Source organism: Leptolyngbya sp. AN02str (genome assembly GCF_050565595.1).
GTDB lineage: Bacteria > Cyanobacteriota > Cyanobacteriia > Elainellales > Elainellaceae > Kaiparowitsia.
In genome coordinates this window covers 142,999-162,009 of record NZ_JBNXVR010000003.1, presented here as the reverse complement: position 1 = coordinate 162,009, position 19,011 = coordinate 142,999, and the positions used below count along the sequence as shown (strand labels likewise).

Annotated in this window: 17 protein-coding genes; 11 read left to right on the top strand and 6 right to left on the bottom strand. The window is 53.8% G+C overall.

Annotated features, from left to right (window positions below; genetic code table 11):
* The first annotated feature begins 164 nt into the window (after nucleotides 1–164).
* The 4 genes from ACQ4M4_RS03655 to rsmA all read left to right on the top strand — a co-directional run bounded on the left by ACQ4M4_RS03655 (nucleotide 165) and on the right by rsmA (nucleotide 3,586).
* Entirely contained in the window at nucleotides 165–731 is a 567-nt protein-coding gene (locus ACQ4M4_RS03655) for a Mov34/MPN/PAD-1 family protein (protein WP_430683105.1), read from the top strand.
* Between the two features lie 99 nt (nucleotides 732–830).
* On the top strand, nucleotides 831–2,003 hold the full coding sequence (gene moeB / locus ACQ4M4_RS03650) for a molybdopterin-synthase adenylyltransferase MoeB (RefSeq protein WP_430683104.1): 1,173 nt from the start codon (nucleotides 831–833) through the stop codon (nucleotides 2,001–2,003).
* 295 nt (nucleotides 2,004–2,298) lie between these two features.
* Nucleotides 2,299–2,634, top strand: a complete 336-nt coding sequence (locus ACQ4M4_RS03645) for a ribbon-helix-helix domain-containing protein (RefSeq protein WP_430683103.1) — start codon at nucleotides 2,299–2,301, stop codon at nucleotides 2,632–2,634.
* Nucleotides 2,635–2,644: 10 nt separating this feature from the next.
* Nucleotides 2,645–3,586: a 16S rRNA (adenine(1518)-N(6)/adenine(1519)-N(6))-dimethyltransferase RsmA gene (gene rsmA / locus ACQ4M4_RS03640; RefSeq protein ID WP_430683102.1), complete on the top strand. Its 942-nt coding sequence runs from the start codon at nucleotides 2,645–2,647 to the stop codon at nucleotides 3,584–3,586.
* 39 nt (nucleotides 3,587–3,625) lie between these two features.
* Here the strand turns inward: rsmA and ACQ4M4_RS03635 are convergent, their stop codons facing one another.
* Entirely contained in the window at nucleotides 3,626–4,339 is a 714-nt protein-coding gene (locus ACQ4M4_RS03635) for an HAD hydrolase-like protein (RefSeq protein ID WP_430683101.1), read from the bottom strand.
* Nucleotides 4,340–4,741: 402 nt separating this feature from the next.
* Between ACQ4M4_RS03635 and ACQ4M4_RS03630 the strand changes: the two genes are divergently transcribed.
* Nucleotides 4,742–5,854 (top strand): site-2 protease family protein, encoded by a 1,113-nt coding sequence (locus tag ACQ4M4_RS03630; RefSeq protein ID WP_430683100.1) that lies wholly within the window; start codon nucleotides 4,742–4,744, stop codon nucleotides 5,852–5,854.
* 210 nt (nucleotides 5,855–6,064) lie between these two features.
* Here the strand turns inward: ACQ4M4_RS03630 and ACQ4M4_RS03625 are convergent, their stop codons facing one another.
* From ACQ4M4_RS03625 to ACQ4M4_RS03615, 3 genes are all read right to left on the bottom strand, one after another.
* Nucleotides 6,065–6,598: a hypothetical protein gene (locus tag ACQ4M4_RS03625; protein ID WP_430683099.1), complete on the bottom strand. Its 534-nt coding sequence runs from the start codon at nucleotides 6,596–6,598 to the stop codon at nucleotides 6,065–6,067.
* A gap of 33 nt (nucleotides 6,599–6,631) precedes the next feature.
* The gene (locus ACQ4M4_RS03620; RefSeq protein WP_430683098.1) at nucleotides 6,632–7,579 is read right to left on the bottom strand and encodes an FTR1 family iron permease; all 948 of its coding nucleotides are present in this window, start codon (nucleotides 7,577–7,579) and stop codon (nucleotides 6,632–6,634) included.
* Between the two features lie 111 nt (nucleotides 7,580–7,690).
* A complete protein-coding gene (locus ACQ4M4_RS03615) occupies nucleotides 7,691–7,939 on the bottom strand; it encodes a hypothetical protein (protein WP_430683097.1) in 249 nt (82 codons plus the stop codon).
* Between the two features lie 577 nt (nucleotides 7,940–8,516).
* Here ACQ4M4_RS03615 and ACQ4M4_RS03610 point away from each other — a divergent pair.
* The 3 genes from ACQ4M4_RS03610 to ACQ4M4_RS03600 all read left to right on the top strand — a co-directional run bounded on the left by ACQ4M4_RS03610 (nucleotide 8,517) and on the right by ACQ4M4_RS03600 (nucleotide 12,030).
* Nucleotides 8,517–9,827, top strand: a complete 1,311-nt coding sequence (locus tag ACQ4M4_RS03610) for an oligosaccharide flippase family protein (protein ID WP_430683096.1) — start codon at nucleotides 8,517–8,519, stop codon at nucleotides 9,825–9,827.
* 146 nt (nucleotides 9,828–9,973) lie between these two features.
* Complete coding sequence (locus tag ACQ4M4_RS03605) at nucleotides 9,974–11,038, top strand: glycosyltransferase family 2 protein (protein ID WP_430683095.1); 1,065 nt, start codon at nucleotides 9,974–9,976, stop codon at nucleotides 11,036–11,038.
* 65 nt (nucleotides 11,039–11,103) lie between these two features.
* The gene (locus ACQ4M4_RS03600; protein WP_430683094.1) at nucleotides 11,104–12,030 is read left to right on the top strand and encodes a glycosyltransferase family 2 protein; all 927 of its coding nucleotides are present in this window, start codon (nucleotides 11,104–11,106) and stop codon (nucleotides 12,028–12,030) included.
* Between the two features lie 167 nt (nucleotides 12,031–12,197).
* Here ACQ4M4_RS03600 and ACQ4M4_RS03595 read toward each other — a convergent pair whose 3' ends face one another.
* Nucleotides 12,198–12,728 (bottom strand): hypothetical protein, encoded by a 531-nt coding sequence (locus ACQ4M4_RS03595; RefSeq protein ID WP_430683093.1) that lies wholly within the window; start codon nucleotides 12,726–12,728, stop codon nucleotides 12,198–12,200.
* 161 nt (nucleotides 12,729–12,889) lie between these two features.
* Between ACQ4M4_RS03595 and aroA the strand changes: the two genes are divergently transcribed.
* The 3 genes from aroA to ACQ4M4_RS03580 all read left to right on the top strand — a co-directional run bounded on the left by aroA (nucleotide 12,890) and on the right by ACQ4M4_RS03580 (nucleotide 16,488).
* Complete coding sequence (gene aroA / locus ACQ4M4_RS03590; RefSeq protein WP_430683092.1) at nucleotides 12,890–14,230, top strand: 3-phosphoshikimate 1-carboxyvinyltransferase; 1,341 nt, start codon at nucleotides 12,890–12,892, stop codon at nucleotides 14,228–14,230.
* 194 nt (nucleotides 14,231–14,424) lie between these two features.
* Nucleotides 14,425–15,723: a SpoIIE family protein phosphatase gene (locus ACQ4M4_RS03585; protein ID WP_430683091.1), complete on the top strand. Its 1,299-nt coding sequence runs from the start codon at nucleotides 14,425–14,427 to the stop codon at nucleotides 15,721–15,723.
* A 105-nt stretch (nucleotides 15,724–15,828) separates the two neighbouring features.
* Nucleotides 15,829–16,488 carry an NAD(P)H-dependent oxidoreductase gene (locus ACQ4M4_RS03580; RefSeq protein ID WP_430683090.1) on the top strand — a complete coding sequence of 220 codons (660 nt, stop codon included), beginning with the start codon at nucleotides 15,829–15,831 and terminating at the stop codon, nucleotides 16,486–16,488.
* 278 nt (nucleotides 16,489–16,766) lie between these two features.
* Here the strand turns inward: ACQ4M4_RS03580 and dnaG are convergent, their stop codons facing one another.
* Nucleotides 16,767–18,779, bottom strand: coding sequence for a DNA primase (gene dnaG, locus ACQ4M4_RS03575; RefSeq protein WP_430683089.1), 2,013 nt, complete (start codon nucleotides 18,777–18,779; stop codon nucleotides 16,767–16,769).
* Nucleotides 18,780–19,011 lie beyond the last annotated feature (232 nt).

The window sequence follows — 19,011 nt, the reverse complement described above, 5'->3', positions numbered from 1 at the left end:
GGTCTGGTAACCACCTCGGCATCATGTTAAGTAAATTCGAAGTAATACGGGGAGTTGTATGAAGCAATGGTAAGCGATCGCTTCTTAGCACCCAAAAAACCGATGGGTATACCGTAGAATCATGCAAATCGTTTGTTGCCCACATCTCTTGGAAGCAACGGCCCATGGTTCTCGCCTTGAGTTCACAAGCGCTCCAGCAGGTGCGTCATCATGCGGAGCAAACCTACCCCGAAGAGTGCTGTGGGCTGCTGCTTGGCACCCTACAGCGTTTCTCATCCCCCCAGGAAGACGCAACCCGAACCGTCTATGAGCTGTGGCAAGCCCCCAATACTTGGGATGCTGCTCATTCTCAATCATCAGACGGTACTCCTGCCCCGCATCCCTCAAGTTCCAACCTCGACAACACTCGTCGCTATTGGATAGCCCCCCAACAATTGCTTGCAGCCCAGCGCCACGCCCGCGATCGCCAACTCAACATTATTGGGGTGTACCATTCGCACCCAGACCATCCGGCCATTCCCTCAGAGTGCGATCGCAGCTTCGCCTGGCCCGATTATTCCTACATCATTGTCTCAGTCCAGCAAGGCAGTGCCCAAGATTTACTATGCTGGAGTCTGGATGATCAGCATCAGTTTCAGCCAGAAGCCATTCATCTCCTGACCGAACCGCCAATCATCCAACCAATCCCCTCAGCAAAACCCCTCATGTCCAATCCGGTTGAAACCTCATAACGTTGCAGTTGGCCCCTGACCAACCGCACGTTGCATGTTTATGGTTGTCTATCTGGGTTTGATTGTCAGTTCATCCTCAAACTCATCATTTATAAAGCCATGCTGAATCCCAATCTGGACGAAATCCAGCTCACAAAAGAAGAGTACGAGCGCTATTCTCGGCACCTCATCCTGCCCGAAGTCGGAGTCGAGGGGCAAAAGCGCCTCAAAGCCGCCAGCGTATTGTGTATTGGCACAGGTGGGTTGGGCTCGCCACTGCTCCTGTATTTGGCCGCCGCTGGCATCGGACGCATTGGCATCGTGGATTTCGATGTAGTCGATCACTCCAACCTCCAGCGTCAGGTCATCCACGGCACATCGTGGGTTGGCAAACCCAAAATCGAATCCGCCAAAAATCGAATTTTGGAAATCAACCCCTACTGTCAGGTGGATCTCTACGAGACTCGGCTTTCGGCAGAGAATGCGCTCGATATCGTAGCGCCCTACGATGTGGTGGTCGATGGCACCGATAACTTTCCCACGCGCTACCTGGTCAACGACGCTTGCGTGTTGCTCAACAAGCCCAACGTGTATGGTTCTATCTTCCGATTTGAGGGGCAGGCCAGCGTCTTCAACTATCAAGATGGCCCCAACTATCGCGACCTGTACCCCGAGCCCCCACCGCCGGGAATGGTGCCCTCCTGCGCTGAAGGTGGCGTGCTGGGCATTCTACCAGGAGTGATTGGCGGCATTCAGGCCACCGAAACCATCAAGATTATTCTGGGTCGAGGCGAAACTTTGAGTGGTCGCCTGTTGCTGTACGACTCGCTGAACATGAAGTTTCGGGAGTTGAAGCTCCGTCCCAATCCGGTGCGCCCAGTCATCGACAAGCTCATCGATTACGAAATGTTCTGTGGCATTCCCCAAGCCAAGGCCGCCGAGGAAGCCCAAAAGACGGCTGCTCCTGAAATGACGGTCGTCGAGCTGAAGGAACTGATCGAGAGCGGTACCGACGATTTCTTGTTGGTGGATGTGCGCAATCCCAATGAATACGAAATTGGCCGAATTCCCAATTCAGTGCTGATTCCGCTGCCCGACATTGAGGATGGAGACGGCATTTCGAAGCTGAAGGACAAATTGAATGGTCACCGCCTGATTGTGCATTGCAAGTCGGGTGTGCGATCGGCCAAGGCCCTCGGCATTTTGAAAGAGGCTGGCATTGAAGGCACTAACGTCAAGGGCGGCATTTTGGCTTGGAGCCGAGAAGTCGATGCCTCTGTGCCGGAATACTAAGCCCAAAACTTCAGCCGAAATCTGCCGAAACACAGACCAGTTCTGAGCATCGGCAGATCAGAGGCTTGAGTTTGAGCAGCATGGACACATGCGGTAACTCAAAGGGTTGTGCGATCGCACAACCCTTTAATGTTTCGGCCTTGTCACCCCTATCGGGACAAGATGGGAGTCGTCAATCCATCCAGGCTCATGCATTGAGTTTTGATACTAGAGCCCTGGAGAGGTGTTCATCCCTGGACTCTCATACTACACTTGTATTACAAGTGGATTAATGATGAAATCTCAGGAGGATGCAATGTATACAATGCACAAAACCCCAACCACCGAAATGGAAGTGACCAGCATTCGCTTGGAGCGCGAGCTGAAGGAGCGGCTCAAGGAATTAGCTGGCAATCAAGGCTATCAAGCACTCATTCGCGATATTCTATGGAACTACGTTCAGCAAAAGTCGGGCGGGCAGTCGCTCAGTCTGTCGACGGGCGATATTCGGGCGAGTATGCAGGCGATCGCCCAGCAAGAATCGGTGTGCGCCCTGACAGGAACGGTGATACGGCCTCAGGAAGAGATGTTGTTGGGGCTGACCCTCAATGGTGATATGGTGCCATTGAGTCTTGATAGTTTATCGTCTTAGGTTTTTTTGGATGGCTCCCCGACCTCGCAAACGATTTGCACAACACTGGCTTAAAAGTGAATCGGCGCTTCAGCAAATTGTCAAAGCGGCCAGCCTGTCGGGGAGCGCATCGAGCCCTGCACCCACTCCTCCACATCCTCCAGCCAATACAACAGAGCCAGCCGCAGCAAGCGCTTCAGTCGTCCAAACGGGCGATCGCGTGTTGGAAATTGGGCCAGGAACCGGCATTTTGACGCGTCGGTTGTTGGCGGAAGCCGCCGCCGTCGTTTCTGTAGAAATCGATCGCGACCTGTGTGCGATTCTGCACAAAACCTTTCAGCAAGCCGACAATTTTTTGCTGTTGCAAGGCGACTTTTTAGAGCTAGACGTGGATGCTCTGCTAGAACCCTTTCCCAAGTTTCAGCAGCCGAACAAAGTAGTCGCCAACATTCCCTACAACATTACTGGCGAAATTTTGGAAAAGTTGCTGGGTCGCATTGCCCAACCCAATCCGCAGCCCTTTGACAGCATTGTGCTGCTCATCCAAAAAGAAGTGGCGCAGCGGCTATGTGCCAAACCCGGCAGCAAAGAATTTGGAGCGCTGACGGTACGGGTTCAGTACCTGGCTGAGTGCGACTGGATTTGTGCGGTACCGGCTAAGGCATTTCATCCTGCCCCCAAGGTCGATTCGGCGGTGGTACGCTTGCGGCCACGAGCCTTTGTACCAGCGGCACACCAGCCCAAATTCCTGGATCAACTGGTGAAGCTGGGCTTTGCCACCCGTCGCAAAATGCTGCGGAACAATTTACAAGCTGTGGTGGATCGCGATCGCCTTTCCAACATGCTGGAACAGTTGCAGCTTAACCCCCAAGCCCGCGCCGAAGAGTTGGGCGTAGCCGACTGGGTTGCCCTCAGCAATGCATTACAGCAAGTCGCTACACCCGTTTTAGAATCTGAGGCGATCGCAGAATGAAACCCATGAGCGGCTGGGGTTTGACGCTTAAGTTAACGCTTAAGACGTGGGCTGGGTTGCCGAGGTGAGGCGGGCGATCGCGTCCACCAGCTCATCAGGTTTTTGGAGCAGCACATCAGGCTCCATTTCTCCCAAGGCCCGACAGGAATTGAAGCCCCAGCCCACAGCCACCATTTTCATCCGCAGCTTGCGCGCCGCCTCTACATCCCGAGTTTCATCACCCACATAAATCACTGCATCAACCGGAAAGCGATAGCGACGCAGCACTTGATGAATCACCCGAGCCTTGCCAAAAAGTGTCACCTCCGTTTCGATCACATCAAACAGTGTTTGCATGCCATGCTGTGCCAAAAAAATCATGACATTGTCGTAGGTATTGGAGGTCACAATGCCCAGTGTGTAGCCCAGTTGCTTCAACTGTTGCAGCGCTTCGGGGATGCCAGGAATTGGCTGCAAATGCACCACTTCTTGAGTCATTTCTGTTTTGAGCCGTCGCAGCAAAAAGGGCAGCTTATAAACCGGAATCTGCGACTGGCGAATAATTTCGCGCGAGGTCAGATTTTGGAGCTGCTTGATTTGCTCGGGGCTGGCTGGCTTGTAGCCAAAATCCCGAGCGATGCGGTTGGTTAAAGCAAGGATGACATCAAATGAATCCGCAATCGTGCCATCAAAATCGAAAAGAACCACTTTCACGGGTTTGGTAGCACCAGGTGAGTGATAGGTAGAGGGTTCCAGCGTAATCTGCTTGAGCATGGTCATTGTTCAGGGCTTTTGCGCCAAATCCAGGCTGAATGAGCGATCGCCGCAGGTCATGCCAGGGTAGATGTTGAACCTGTGCAGCAGCCGTCTTGGAAACCGAGCTGAGCAGTTTAGCTGCACATCCTAAAGTACCCCATCGAGGAAAAGACTGCGCCAGGTCGATAAGATCATTCTGCCCACTGTGGCTCCAAATCCATGACCCAAACCCCAAACCCCAGGCCGAACCAACCGTACACGGTTATTACGTCTCTTAACAGATTAATCTAGGGACAGGGTCCGTTAGGCTAGAACTAACGCATAACCTCGCTTAACTAGGCTGTACTCATCCAGCGTGGGTTTAAGTCCAAGGTTATCGGTTTGAGGTTTGTAGCATTCGCTGCACGCAGAGGAGCACGCATGAATGGAAGTATTCGGGTCGGCAGCTTGTTTGGCATTCCCGTCTTTATCAATCCCTCCTGGTTTTTGGTGTTGGGGTTGATTACCTGGAATTACGCAACCTGGCTGGCGTTTCAGTTTCCCGAGTTGGGTTTGGTTGCTTGGGGGCTGGGGTTGGTAACCGCTTTGCTGCTGTTTGCCTCGGTGGTTGCCCATGAGCTGGGCCACAGCCTGGTTGCCATGCGCCAAGGCATTGAGGTGAAATCGATCACGCTATTCATTTTTGGCGGGTTGGCCAGTTTGGGAGAAGAATCCAAAACGCCGGGTGACTCATTCCGAGTGGCGATCGCAGGTCCCTTGGTCAGCTTTACCCTATTTGGTTGGCTGCATGCGCTCAGCACTTTTGGGCAACTGACGGGGCCGTTGGCAGCCGTTATCGGTTTGCTAGCGTATGTCAACTTGGCGCTGGGGGTCTTTAACCTCATTCCCGGCCTACCGCTGGATGGCGGCAATATTCTCAAGTCGATTGTGTGGAAAATCACTGGCAAACCCTACCAGGGCACAGCCTTTGCCAGCCGCGTGGGTCAAGTGTTTGGCTGGCTAGGCATTGGGCTTGGATTTGCCTCACTGCTGGGGCTGACCAATGTTGGTAGCATTTGGACGCTGTTGGTGGGTTGGTTTTTGTTACAAAATGCTGGCCAATCGGCTCAAGCTGCTGGTGTACAGCGCTTGCTGAGTGGGTTGACGGCGCAAGATGCGGTGATTCCCAACAGTCCACTCGTCTCAGCGGCAAGCTCGTTGCGAGAGTTTGCCAACAACAAAATCATTGGCAATCCGGTGAACTGGCGGAAGTATTTAGTGACGGATGAAGCCGGAAAACTGGCAGGCGAAATTTTGGTGGATGATATGAAGAAGGTACCTACAACCGATTGGTGGGATGTGCAGGTGCAAACTCTGGTGCGATCGCCCTCCGAAATTGCAACCGTGCCTTCTACAACGCCGCTGCTAGACGTGATTAACATGTTGAACGAGCAATTGACCGAGCTGGCCGTGGTCAAAGAAGATGGCGAAGTCGTAGGCTTGCTCGAAAAAACCTCCATCGTCAAGCTGTTGGAGCAAAAAGTCACAGCGTAACCTACAGCTTGATTAACGTTAGTTTTGGTTAAGGGCTTTTCTGAGGTTTTCGCGGCGCGAAAACCTCAGAAAAGCCCATTTTTGCGTGCGCAACGCGCACGCAAAAATGGGCACTTCAGCTGATCCATCACTCGCGTTAATCACCTGGGGCGATCGCCCGTCATTGCACTCAACCTTGCTCAAAATCCCTCACTGGTGCCAGGGATTTTGTTATGGGTCAACATCTGAGCCGTTTGACGCAAGGGGAGCCAGAGGGGCAACCGTACCGACCTCCTCAATGACCACATTTGAATTCATCGGATTCACCACCTGCACAAAACAGCTTTGGTCGGCATACACTCGCGAGTACACAATTGTGTCGCGCTGGTAGCCATAGGTAATGCTGCCATCATCATTATGAGTTAGGGATACGGGAGTTGCCTGATTGAGCGTAGTGTCGTTGGGTTTGCGGGTAAAGGACAGGCGGGGCTGATCCTGCTGCCAGGTCACATCCGCGTAGTAGCTTGGTGTATTGCAGCGAAAAGCTTCGCGCATCACTGAGCTGGGGGTTGGCTGGGGGGATGCCACCGGGGAGCCACTAGGCGGCAGCGCGGTGGGCGAAGGCGATACAGAGGGCTGATCGGGCTGCAAGCTCATGTTTGGCATGGTGGGAGAGCTTGCATTGCAACCTACCAGTCCCCCAATGCCAAAGATTCCAGCCCATCCATAGACGAGTAGCCAGGGATTCCGAGGTTTGGCCGCCATATGAGTGCTCGAAAAAGGGAATTGAACCGTTGTCTATTCAGCTTTAGGCGCGGGTGCGATCGCCACTTTGGGCAAAACACGACTGGCCGAACGACCTAAGCTACGTAGATATAAACTGCCAACGGTAGATAGGAATACACCATAGGCGATCGCCTGCACCCCGTAGATGCGCTCTCGATACCCAAACAGGGCCTTCAGCACCACACCAGGAAACTGCCGGTCGGGCAGAATGCCGCTCAAGTTCCACACTTGAGGCCCTAGCAAGCAGGAACCCAATTGCTGGGTCACACACAAACGGACATAGGCAGGGTCTAACTGAGCCAATTGGGCGATCGCTCCATCGGCATGGCGCAGCACCGACACCACCAACCCCGCAACAATGAGCAACAGCAGCACACCCATCACCTGAAAAAACTGGCGTAGGTTGATTTTGATGCCTAGCTGAAATAATAGTACGCCAATCAGCACCGCACCCAACAAACCCGCGATCGCCCCAACTACAGGCATCCACCCTTGTTGAAACTGCGCCGAAAGAAAGAGCACCGTTTCAAATCCTTCGCGCAGCACGGCAATGGTAATCAAGCCAAAGACTCGCCATTCGGCTTGGTCGGAGTGTTGCAAGGCCGACGACAGCGCCCCCTCTACATCAGACTTCATGGCACGCGCCTGCTGGGTCATCCAAATGAGCATCCAGCTCAACAGGGCGATCGCCACCAGGCCAAACAGCCCTTCTAGCGACAGTTTGAGCACTTGGGCATAGCCATCGCTCGCTCCAGCTAGCTGAGCCAAGATTTGATACAGCAGCATACCCAGCAACGTGCTACCCAACAAGCCAACCCCAACACCCGCTGCCACCCAGCGGTTTAATTGTGTCTGGTTTGCTTTGTTGAGGTAGGCCAGAACAATTCCAACCACCAGAGCGGCTTCCACGCCTTCGCGCAAGGTCACAACAAAAGTCGGCAACGCTATTGCAATATCCATGCCATTTCGTGGGAGAGGTGAGACAGATTGCGACGTTCGTTTGGCTCCAGCATCCAGGACGCTCTGCATCATTCCAGCATCTTGAGATTGAACTCAGATGCTGCGATCGCCTCAGCAGAACCCATGAGCCCTGTATTTCATCATAAAACCTAATCCAGCCCGCATTGGCGCAGTTCGCTCGGTTCCAGCACCCGTTCCCAAAGGCGATCGCTCGTTTTGAATACAATCTGCGTGTCTCACCGTCGCCCGGTTCGCCGTTTGCATTTGGCTGATGTTCGCTGCTGCTGCAACGATGCCTTCCATTTGAATTCCACAGCAGCCCACCTTGAGCCCCTTCCTCCGTAGAATTACCCGCAGCACATTTGCGCTCCATGCCACACGCAGCGGGTCAATCGCACTCAGGTCAAGCGAAGTACAAGTAGAACTGACGCACCTCGCCCCGCAGGGAAATGGCCTGAAATGGTGATTCGCCCTGGTTTTAACCTACGCCGACCATCAAACTGCGCACGCCTACCAGAGCCAATATCACGAACGAGAAGACTTCAGCATCGCTTCACAAACTGCACTCATAACCCAAGTCGTTTTGAAGTTTTCGCAAAGGCTCCGCAAATATACAGAGTCAAGAATTGTCTTCCCAATAGAATTCAAATACTAAAACTCGATGTTGCTCAATCGTGAACGGGTTTCTAGGAAGCGGTTGAATCCAATGGGTTTGTGGCTGGGTTTGTTGGCTTGTTTGCTGTTGAGGTCAATCGTGGTGCAAAGCACTCCAGTTTAGCGATGGGTTTCTGCGGCAGCCCGCCCGCACATCCATCAAGTTGGCGAAAACCCATTTGGGGTTGGGTAGGGTGTATCGCCTGCGTCACATCACAGAAGGGTACGGCATTAGCCCTGCGAAAACACTAGAGCCACAGGCACGGAGTTAGATCACCCAGTTATGGATCTCAAAGCTTTTAGCAAACGAATTGTCGCCGTCTTTCACAAACCTTCGGTTCAGGGCACGCTGTGGATGATCACAGCCCGTGGGTTTCGCATTGTGATTCAGGCAGGCTACTTCGTGATCATTGCCCGCGCGTTGGGTGCAGAACAGTACGGAGCTTTTGTCGGTGTGGTGGCACTGGCAGGTCTGCTCACTCCCTTTTGTGGGCTGGGTTCAGAGCATATCCTCATCAAGCATGTGTCGCGCGATCGCCTCCTTTTCCGCGAATACTGGGGCAATGCCTTATTTTTGGCGATCGCCAGCAGCCTTGTCCTCATTCCCCTGGCCATGCTGGCGGCGAGGGTCTTTCTCCCCGCCAGCATCTCGCCCTGGCTCGTCGCCCTCATCTGCATTTCCGACCTCCTGTTTCTGCGGATTATTGACACCGCCTCCAAAGCGCTTCTATCGGTTGATCTGGTCAATAAGACTGCCCGCCTCCAAATCTCGCTCACGTTAAAGAACCTGCTCGCCGCCCTGGCCCTCATTACCTTTTTCGAAACTCCCAACGTCGTCATTTGGTCGCTGCTCTACTGTGGCAGCACCGTCATTACTGGTGTCACCACCTTCTTTTGGGTCAGTCGCCTCGTTGCTCGCCCCAAGCTTGCGCTCAAGCGCATTCCACCGGAACTGGTAGAAGGGTTCTACTTTTCCATTGGTCTCTCAGCTCAAAGTATTAACAGCAACGTTGACAAAACGATGCTGACGCGGCTGTCAACCCTTCAGGCAACAGGGGTTTATGCGGCCGCCTACCGCATTATTGATGTAGCCCTTACGCCCATCTTTTCGGCGCTGGGTGTGTTTTATGCCAAGTTTTTTCGGTATGGCGAAAGCGGTATTACCGGAAGCCTTAGCTTAGCCAAGCGGCTTGTTCCCATTGCCGGGTTATATGGACTTGTGGCCAGCCTCAGTCTGTTTCTACTGGCCCCGTTGCTGCCTCTCCTACTGGGCGAGGAATATCGAGAATCGGTAGAGGCTCTGCGGTGGCTGTCCCCGTTGCTGATTCTGCAATCTCTCCAATTTTTTGCAGCGGATACCCTCTCAGGGGCGGGGTATCAGGGGGCTCGCAGTGGCTTACAAGTCACGGCGGCTTTGCTCAACTTTCTGATTAACCTATGGGTCATTCCGCTGTACTCATGGCGTGGAGCAGCGGGGTCAAGCATTCTTTCAGAAGGGTTTTTGATGCTGGGCATGTTTGCCGTGGTGTACGTGCTGTATACCCGGCACATGGCTAAAGCCCGACGCGAGTTACAAGAGACGCAGGAACTGTAAAGGGATGAGCGCAATGAGCATGTGCCCGATTCTTCAGCAGACAACGACGACACTAAAGCTGGTCTCGCGCCCCTTGCGGGATCGTTAGGGGTAGGTTGGCTGTGGCACCGGGGCCATCTTTGAGGTTTAACAGGGAGGAGAGCAGGATGCATCAACCCATTGTGAGTATCGTTATCAATAATTACAATTACGCCGGGTTTTTGGCCGAGGCGATTGATAGTGGGCTTCGGCAAACGTATCCTCATGTGGAGGTGGTGGTGGCCGATGATGGCTCGACCGATCGCTCCGCTGAGATTATGGCCAGTTATGGCGATCGCATCATTTCGGTATACAAAGCCAACGGAGGCCAAGCCTCGGCAATGAATGCCGGATTTGTCGCTAGCACAGGGGACTTGGTGATCTTTTTAGATGCGGACGACTATTTGTTTCCCGAAGCGGCGGAGCGGATTGTTGAAGAGTGGGAGACAAATCGGGCGATCGCCCAAATCCAGTATCGGCTTGAGTTGGTGGACGAAGTGGGTAAGTTTTTGGAAATTCATCCCATTCGCGAAGCCCCGCTCGATTCTGGGAATGTGCTGCCCACGTTGCTCGCCCGAGGCCGCTACGGTACCACCGTAACCAGCGGCTTGGCCTTTAGCCGGGCGGCACTTCAGCAAAGTCTGCCCATTCCCGAGGCCGATTTCATCATGTCGGCAGATGGCTACTTAGTGACGGTGCTGCCGTTTTACGGCCCTTTAGCCGCAATCGAAGAGCCCTTAGGAGCGTACCGCAAACACGGCAATAACCTATGGTCGTTTTCTAGCGATGCTATTCCGGTCGATCGCTTTCGCAAAACCATTCAGCACGAGTTACAAAAGTATCGCTATCTTGTCAAGACGGCAGAATCTCTCGGTTACACACCCGCCACCGACCTGGGCTTTCGAGACTATATCCACCTCACCTCACGCCTCGCCTCGCTCAAGCTTGAGCCGAAAGAACATCCGGTTTCTACCGATTCGGTATTGGAGCTTGCTTATCGGGGCTGCCTTTCTATTTGGCGCGATTGCGATTTTAAGTGGACGCGCAAGCTATTTTTGACGGGTTGGTTTCTGTGGGTGGGTCTGATGCCCAAGCCCCTAGCTGAGTCGGCGATCGCCTGGCTTATGGCCTCATCGGCGCGCCCTGCGGCAATCGACTGGGTTTTGAAGCGCATCCGGTCATTGACGAAATAAGGCGACCCGCCCCCGAAGTGAATGACCATGAGATTGAACCAGATTGAACGGAGAACCCAAGCTCTATGCGAGTGGCAGTATGTGCATTAACCTACAAGCGACCCGACGGGTTGAAGCGGCTGTTGGATGGGCTCAACCAGCTCACATTTGAGCAATATCCCCAACCTGAAATTGAGGTCATTATTGTCGATAATGATAGCCCTAGCGAGGCTGAAACCATTTGTGCCGATTTGCGACCCACGTTTCGGTGGTCGCTCAAGTATGTGGTAGAAACCCAGCGAGGTATTTCCTTTGCACGCAATCGGGCGATCGCCTCCGCCGCATCCGATACCGATTTTGTTGCCTTTATTGACGATGACGAAGTGCCAGAGCCCAACTGGCTAGAGCAGTTACTCATCGTGCAACAGCAGTACGATGCCGACATTGTTGGCGGGCCAGCCTTACCCTACTTCGCCAACGAAACCGTGCCTGATTGGATTGCCAAAGGCAAATTTTTTGACACGCCCCGCTACGAAACCGGGCATCTACTCGAAGTGGCTTATACCAACAACGTTCTCATTCGCAATCGCATCTTTCAAACTATGCCTCAACCGTTTGATGCGCGGTTTGCCGTCACCGGGGGCGAAGATTCTCACCTGTTTATGCGGCTATATCGAGCAGGGTACAAGCTAGTGTGGGCCGATACCGCCATTGTTCATGAATGGATTCCTGCCAGCCGCATGACCTTGAAATGGTTGATGCAGCGGGGATACCGCAGCTACAGCACCCATGGTTTGTGTGAACTTGAACTAGACCCGGCCATTCGAGTGGTGCCTCGCCGCGTTACCACGGGCTGTGGACGCATTGTGCTGGGTCTGCTGATGCTGCCGATATCCGTAGTACAGCCGCATCTGTTTGCCAAGTCACTGCTGCAAATTTCGCGCGGGGCAGGCATGCTGTCGGGCCTAGCCGGACGTCGCTACGAAGAATATCGCACGGTTCATAGCGTGTAGCGCGCTGCAGTCACCATGTCTCAGCATCGCCAGGATTCTATTAGACCTCCGGCCCGCACGTTTTTTTGAAGCATGCTTATGGTTGTGTGGCGGAGCCAGGCAACTCTGCCTGCAGGAGATCCATGTTAGACAAGGGCTAACAGTTTTAGCAGTGGCTAGCGAGTTGGCTAGTTTGCATCTTCGTCAGCCTGAATTTCGACATTGAGCACATATACCCCCATCAGGGTGCGATGGGCCGCAATGTGGCTGGGCGAGTCGCCCCACAGTTCGTACTCGACGCGCAAATGCTTTGGCAGTGAGTTGGGTTGTGGTTCGCGGGTGAGCGTCAGGCTGCGAGTATAGTTTCGCAGACGGAGCTGCTGGCAAGTAGCAAAGTCATCGCCCTGTAACCAAAACCGACTCAGGCCAAAAATCCCCTGTTCCCAATAGTGGCGGTAGCTTTGTTTGCCGTTGCCCTGCATGGTCATCGTGACCCGGTAGGGTGAGATTTCGAGCCAAATGAGGCGAGGCGAAGCGGGAACGGGAGGAGGAGCTTCAGATTCTGCTGCAATGTCGTGAATGGGAGGCTCGGTCAGCAGTAGATGAAAGCGATCGCCCTCTTTTTCGTAGAGTGTGGCGGCCGTTTCCACGACCGAAATCAGCGGCATGTCCAATGAAATCAGCGAAAAGCAAACCGGGCGGCGATGGTGAGTCAGCATAGCGGAAAAGGGAATGAGGGAACAGATGGGTGAAATTTGGTGGGATGATAACGAATGGTTGATTCAGTCTCGCAAGCACTGGCCAGCGCAATGGTGCGGTTGTAGTGAAGCTGGGTTGGCCAAGCCGACTGTTTTGCACATGTGTTACTACCATAATCGCAATGGGCACGCCTTCTATCATCCTGAGTTCCACAGAAACCCATCAAACCCTGACAATTGACCCGGCCGGTGAAGCATCCTTGAGTGGACACATCCAAATTCCAGGGGATAAGTCCATTTCCCACCGAGCCCTGATGCTAGGAGCCTTGGCCGAGGGCACCACCCACATTCGCGGCTTGTTGCTGGGGGAAGATCCCCGCAGTACGGCGGCGTGCTTTCAAGCGATGGGGGCCACCATTTCAGAACTCAATACGGAGTCGGTCACGGTACAGGGGATTGGCTTGGGGAACTTGCAGGAACCAAACCATGTGCTGGACGCAGGAAATTCGGGCACGACGATGCGTTTGATGCTGGGGATTTTGGCCTCTCACCCCGATCGCCTGTTTACGGTCACAGGAGATGCATCGTTGCGATCGCGCCCCATGGCTCGGGTGATTCAGCCGCTGAGCCAAATGGGAGCCCACATTTGGAGCCGCAAAGGCGGGTTGGCTCCGTTGGCGGTGCAGGGGCAAGTACTCAAACCCATGCACTACCAATCCCCGATCGCATCGGCTCAGGTCAAGTCGTGTATTTTGCTGGCGGGCTTGCTGACCGAGGGCAAAACCACCGTATCGGAACCCGCCCTATCGCGCGATCACAGCGAACGCATGCTGCGGGCCTTTGGGGCCAATATTGAAGTCGATCCCGACACGGTGAGCGCATCAGTGATTGGCCCTGCTCGACTGACCGGGCAAATGGTGGTTGTGCCGGGCGATATTAGTTCAGCGGCATTTTGGCTGGTGGCAGGGGCGATCGCCCCTGGGTCCGATTTGGTGGTAGAAAACGTTGGCGTGAACCCCACCCGCACCGGAATCTTGGAAGCATTGCAGCGCATGAATGCCGACATTACGCTGGAAAATCCGCGTGATGTGGCAGGGGAACCTGTGGCCGATCTGCGGGTGCGTCATTCCCGGCTCGTTGGCTGTACCATTGATGGCGACTTGATCCCCCGGTTGATTGATGAAATTCCCATTCTGGCAGTCGCGGCTACGGTCGCGAAGGGAACCACCGTCATTCGTGATGCCGCAGAACTGCGGGTCAAAGAGAGCGATCGCCTTGCAGTCATAGCATCCCAGCTCACGCGGATGGGTGCCCACGTCACCGAACTGCCCGACGGTTTAGAAATCACAGGCGGTGCCACCCTCAAGGGGGCTGAGGTGGATAGCTTTACCGATCACCGCATTGCCATGAGCCTGGCGATCGCCGCGCTCATGGCCCAGGGAACGACCACCATCCAACGCGCAGAGGCGGCAGCCATCTCTTATCCCACCTTTGTTCCGACGTTGCGATCGCTCTTTTCATAACGCCACATGGCATAACGCCACATGGAGGCAATTTGTCCCTGGGGAAACAGGCCAAAACAGGCCAAATTTGAACCAGCCCCAGTTCCACAAAACATCAACGAGCGAACACACGCCATACGTTGCACTATGTACCCTATGAGGTAGATCATCATGATCAACTCAATTCATTAGATTCAACCGTAGCAAGCACAGGTATGGGTGAGGCGTTTCAGCACGAAATGAACCAGCTCCGAGAAAACATTGCCGCCCTGCAAGCGCAAAACCTGGCTCTGCAACAAGAGTTGGCGGCCTGCCAGCAGCAGCGCCAAGCCGCCGAGATCGCCTGCCAAAACTCAGAGGCCGAGTTTCGCTCACTGCTTTCGGCCATGCCCGACATTACCCTCGTGTTTAATCGCGAGGGACGCTGCCTCAAAATTTTGGCTCCAATTAATGAATCTGTTTTTTACCTACCGCCCACGGATCAAATCGGCAAAACCATTTACGAAACATTGCCCAAAGCCCAGGCAGATTGGCGCATGCAGCTATTTCACCAATGCTTGGAAACCCAGGAAACAATTGTTGACCTGGAATATCGGCTGGATGTGAAGGGTCAGGAGCATTGGTACTCGGCCGCTGTATCACCTCTGCCCCCCGATCGCGTTGTGTGGGTGGCACGCGATATTACCGAGCGTAAGCTAGCAGAAAAGAACCTCGTCGCAGCCAACCAGCAAATCACCGAATTGAACCAACAACTCCAGGCCGACAATCGCCGCATGGAAACCGAACTGGAGGTGACTCGACGACTCCAGCAGTTGATTTTGCCCCGGCAAGAAGAACTGAACCAAATTTTGGAGCTGGATATTGCTGGATTTATGGAATCCGCGACTGAGGTGGGCGGCGACTACTACGACGTACTACACGACAATGGCAAGATCCGCATTGGCATTGGAGATGTCACGGGACACGGGCTAGAAAGCAGCATGGTGATGCTGATGGCCCAAACGGCCATTCGAACCCTCATTACCAATGGGGAAACCGATCCCGTCAAGCTGCTCAATACAGTCAATCGCATCATTTACGACAATACCCATCGCATGCGATCGCCCAAAAACATGACCTTGGCTCTGCTGGAGTACGAGGCGGGAATGTTGCGGCTATCTGGTCAACACGAAGAGTTGATCATTGTTCGGGCAGATGGCCACATCGAGCCGATCGACACGCTGGATTTGGGCTTTCCATTGGGGATCGAGTCGGATATTTCGGCATTTGTGGCTGGTAAGGAGATCCAGCTTCACTCTGGCGATGTGGCTGTGTTGTATACCGACGGCATTAGCGAGGCGATGAATGGCGATCGGGTTCAATATGGCCTGGAGCGACTTTACACTGTGCTCAAACGCTACCACCACAACAGCGCCCAAGCCATTCGCAAAGCGGTGATTGAGGATGTTAAGCAGCATATTGGCAGCGAACAAGTATTTGATGACCTGACGCTGCTAGTGCTGAAGCAATACTAATCAGCCCATTTTGCACCCAAGGTAGAATTAGCGATCGCTCAGTGAAAAATGCTAGGCTCGTTACAAAATGCAACAGTTAACGCAATAGTTTCGGAGCTAACCCACATGGTGTCTACTGCGATCGCCCCTCAAGATGTCCTACAACAATTGCAATGGCGCTACGCCACCAAAAAGTTTGACCCCACCAAAACCATCCCAGCCGACGTCTGGAGCGTCTTAGAAGAGAGCCTGGTTCTCGCACCCTCCTCGTTTGGCCTACAACCCTGGAAGTTTTTTGTGGTGCGCGATCCCAGCCTGCGGCAACAGTTGGTTGAGCACGCTTGGGGCCAAAAGCAAGTCGTCGATGCGTCACACTTGGTGGTCTTCACCATCAAAACCGAAATTGATGCCGCCTATGTCGATCGCTACGTTGAGCGCATGGCCGAGGTACAAGGCAACTCCGTCGAGGCGTTACAGGGATTTGCCAAGATGGTGAAGGGCTTTATCGCGCAGCCTCCCTATCCGCTGGATCTCACCGAATGGGCAAAGCGGCAAGTCTACATTGCCCTCGCTCAGTTCATGACCACAGCGGCCATGCTCAACATCGACACCTGCCCCATGGAAGGGTTTTCACCCTCCAAGTTTGACGAAATTTTGGGCTTGACAGGCACAGGCTATGCCTCTGTGGTTGTGTGCCCTGCTGGCTATCGGGCCGACGACGATCAATCTGCCGCTCGTCCCAAAGTCCGGTACAAGCATGAAGACATGATTGAGTATATTGGCTAGGAGCGGAGAGAGGGAAATTGGGAGTCGGGAGTTGGGAGTCGGGGAATCTACTAAAATTCCTGCCCCTATTCCCAATCTGACAGGACTGCTGGAAGTTCATGAGATGCAGCGTGTTTGTGTTGTATAGCTGTCGCCAGCGTAGTTGAGACAAGGACATTTTTGGGGGATGGCTTCGCCATCCCCCAAAAATGTTCCAATCAAACTGGGTATCGCTATATGTGAGTGCAAGCATTTTGCGTACAACACAAACGGTTCATCCCGCGTCGGACCAGAAGAGTTTAGGGAATATTGCTCACATCTTGATAAAACTCACCGACCCAAGGCAATTGGGCCAAGTCAGCAAACGTTGTACTGCGATCGTCGCGATCGAGTGCTGCAATGCGTTGATTTTCTAAATAGATTTGCTGTTGATAGAACTGGCCCAGTTCAGGATTGGTCATGCAGTCGTTTTTTTGCCACAAATCGAGAAAGTGGCGGCGGCGCTTTTCGCACATGACTCGTTCCATACAGGCGATCGCCGATCGAATGACCAGCGGTGCCCGCAGCATATCTCGTTGGATCTTTTCACTCACCTGAAAGAGGTACATAACGGGGGTGAACTGGTCAGGATAGTCAATGCTAAGATCTTGCAGCATTGACAACAAATCCAGCTCCAGTAAAGCCTCATCCGAGGATGCTGCAAGTCCCACACCGCCCTCGGCCCAAGTCGAAGCTCCCTCGGAACGGGAGGCTTCTGCCGATCGCTCCAGTTCTACGATTTGGTGCCACAGAAAGCGATGATGCCCAATCGCAAAGCCTTCATCCAGCGCATCCAGCGCGGTGCGAATTTGCTCGCGGTAGGCAGGTAGATGCAGGTACAGCCGCAGCAGTTGCGCTTCCGATTCCTCGAGTAGGGTGCGATCGCCCGGAGTTTGCCATTTTTGCGACTTGCCGTGCCACCGTTGGCCCCGCACTAGCGTGCGCAAATCGCTTTCCAATTGAACCGTGAGACGAGCATTGCCCTGGCTCAACCGCTCGGCACAGCGATGGATGTAATGGGTGCGCAGCGAGGCATTGGGCAGATTGCCCAAGAGCTTGGCGATCGCCTGCGTCGCCTGCTGAAACTGATCCGCCTGATTCAAATCTTTGGTGGCGAGCAATTGCTGAATTTGCCAATCTAGCCACAGCGGCGCATTGTCCAGCAAGGCGTTGTATTCAGCAACCGGATGCGATTTCAAAAACTCGTCGGGGTCCTTGCCATCGGGAATGGTGAGAATGCGCAGCTGAACCTCACCCTTATAGGCCAGGTCAGACAACTCTCCAATGGCGCGATCGGCGGCATTTTGTCCCGCCGTATCTGCATCAAAGTTAAACACCACTTGCTTCGATTCGGTATAGCGCAGCAGTTGCCGCACTTGCCCCACGCTCAAGGCGGTGCCCATAGAGGCCACCGCATTTTCGACCCCGGCGGCATGGAGAGCGATCGCATCAAAATAGCCCTCTACCACCACCGCCCGATCCTGCTTGGCAATGGCCGATCGCGCCTTATCCAACGCAAACAACGTTCGGCCTTTATCAAACAATTCCGTTTCGGGCGAGTTGAGATATTTGGGCTGCTCATCTCCTAAACTCCGCCCACCAAAGGCAATCACTCGTCCCTGCAAATCGTGAATGGGAATCATTAGGCGATCGCGGAATCGGTCGTAGTATCCCGTCCCGCCCTGCCGAGGCACAATCAACCCCGCCTTTTCCACCAGCTCAACCGGGTAGCGCTTTTGCTCCACCAGGTAGCCATACAGCGTTTGCCAGCCCCCTGGTGCATACCCCATTTGAAATTGTTGAACGGTTTCCATCGACAGGCGGCGCTTATCCGTCAGATAGCGCAGAGCCGCCTCGCCTTGGGGTTGCCGCAGTGCATGCTCATAGAACTTGGCCGTAACAGCCACAATTTCGTACAGATGCTCTCGTAGCGATAGCTGGCGCTGCAACTCTTGCCGCTGCGATGGTTCTAGCGTTTTGACGGCGACTTGGTAGCGCCGCGCCAAATCCAACACCACATCAGAAAACGATCGCTTGTTCAGCTCCATCAAAAACTTGATGGTGTTGCCGCCAGCCCCGCAGGAAAAACAGTAGTAAAACTGCTTGCCCGGACTCACACTAAAGCTGGGCGACTTGTCATCGTGAAAGGGGCACAGCCCCACAAAATCTTTGCCCTGCTTGCGCAGTACCACATGCTCCGATACCACGTCCACAATATCGGCCCGCTGTTTCACGGCTTCTATCGTATCGGGATGGAGACGAGGGACTTCCATACAGGCGAATCGGGGTGGAAAGGGCTATGCACAGAAAACTGAGCACATCTGACGCCTCAGTTCGAAATTTCGCTGATGAATGTACAAACCGAAGGTGCAAACATTGTCGCCTCTTTGTCCGTTCAACGCAATCCTGAACCCAAATCATAAATATTGAGTTTGCGATCGCCAAAATTCGGGCGATCGCCACAGATATAGCGCCACCGCATAAGTGCTACCTCATAAGTGCCGC

Bases quoted from the DNA above. Each gene is read 5' to 3' on its own strand.
- ACQ4M4_RS03655 (WP_430683105.1), top strand. From the start codon at position 165: ATGGTTCTCGCCTTGAGTTCACAAGCGCTCCAGCAGGTGCGTCATCAT.
- moeB (WP_430683104.1), top strand. From the start codon at position 831: ATGCTGAATCCCAATCTGGACGAAATCCAGCTCACAAAAGAAGAGTAC.
- ACQ4M4_RS03645 (WP_430683103.1), top strand. From the start codon at position 2,299: ATGTATACAATGCACAAAACCCCAACCACCGAAATGGAAGTGACCAGC.
- rsmA (WP_430683102.1), top strand. From the start codon at position 2,645: ATGGCTCCCCGACCTCGCAAACGATTTGCACAACACTGGCTTAAAAGT.
- ACQ4M4_RS03635 (WP_430683101.1), bottom strand. From the start codon at position 4,339: ATGCTCAAGCAGATTACGCTGGAACCCTCTACCTATCACTCACCTGGT.
- ACQ4M4_RS03630 (WP_430683100.1), top strand. From the start codon at position 4,742: ATGAATGGAAGTATTCGGGTCGGCAGCTTGTTTGGCATTCCCGTCTTT.
- ACQ4M4_RS03625 (WP_430683099.1), bottom strand. From the start codon at position 6,598: ATGGCGGCCAAACCTCGGAATCCCTGGCTACTCGTCTATGGATGGGCT.
- ACQ4M4_RS03620 (WP_430683098.1), bottom strand. From the start codon at position 7,579: ATGGATATTGCAATAGCGTTGCCGACTTTTGTTGTGACCTTGCGCGAA.
- ACQ4M4_RS03610 (WP_430683096.1), top strand. From the start codon at position 8,517: ATGGATCTCAAAGCTTTTAGCAAACGAATTGTCGCCGTCTTTCACAAA.
- ACQ4M4_RS03605 (WP_430683095.1), top strand. From the start codon at position 9,974: ATGCATCAACCCATTGTGAGTATCGTTATCAATAATTACAATTACGCC.
- ACQ4M4_RS03600 (WP_430683094.1), top strand. From the start codon at position 11,104: ATGCGAGTGGCAGTATGTGCATTAACCTACAAGCGACCCGACGGGTTG.
- ACQ4M4_RS03595 (WP_430683093.1), bottom strand. From the start codon at position 12,728: ATGCTGACTCACCATCGCCGCCCGGTTTGCTTTTCGCTGATTTCATTG.
- aroA (WP_430683092.1), top strand. From the start codon at position 12,890: ATGGGCACGCCTTCTATCATCCTGAGTTCCACAGAAACCCATCAAACC.
- ACQ4M4_RS03585 (WP_430683091.1), top strand. From the start codon at position 14,425: ATGGGTGAGGCGTTTCAGCACGAAATGAACCAGCTCCGAGAAAACATT.
- ACQ4M4_RS03580 (WP_430683090.1), top strand. From the start codon at position 15,829: ATGGTGTCTACTGCGATCGCCCCTCAAGATGTCCTACAACAATTGCAA.
- dnaG (WP_430683089.1), bottom strand. From the start codon at position 18,779: ATGGAAGTCCCTCGTCTCCATCCCGATACGATAGAAGCCGTGAAACAG.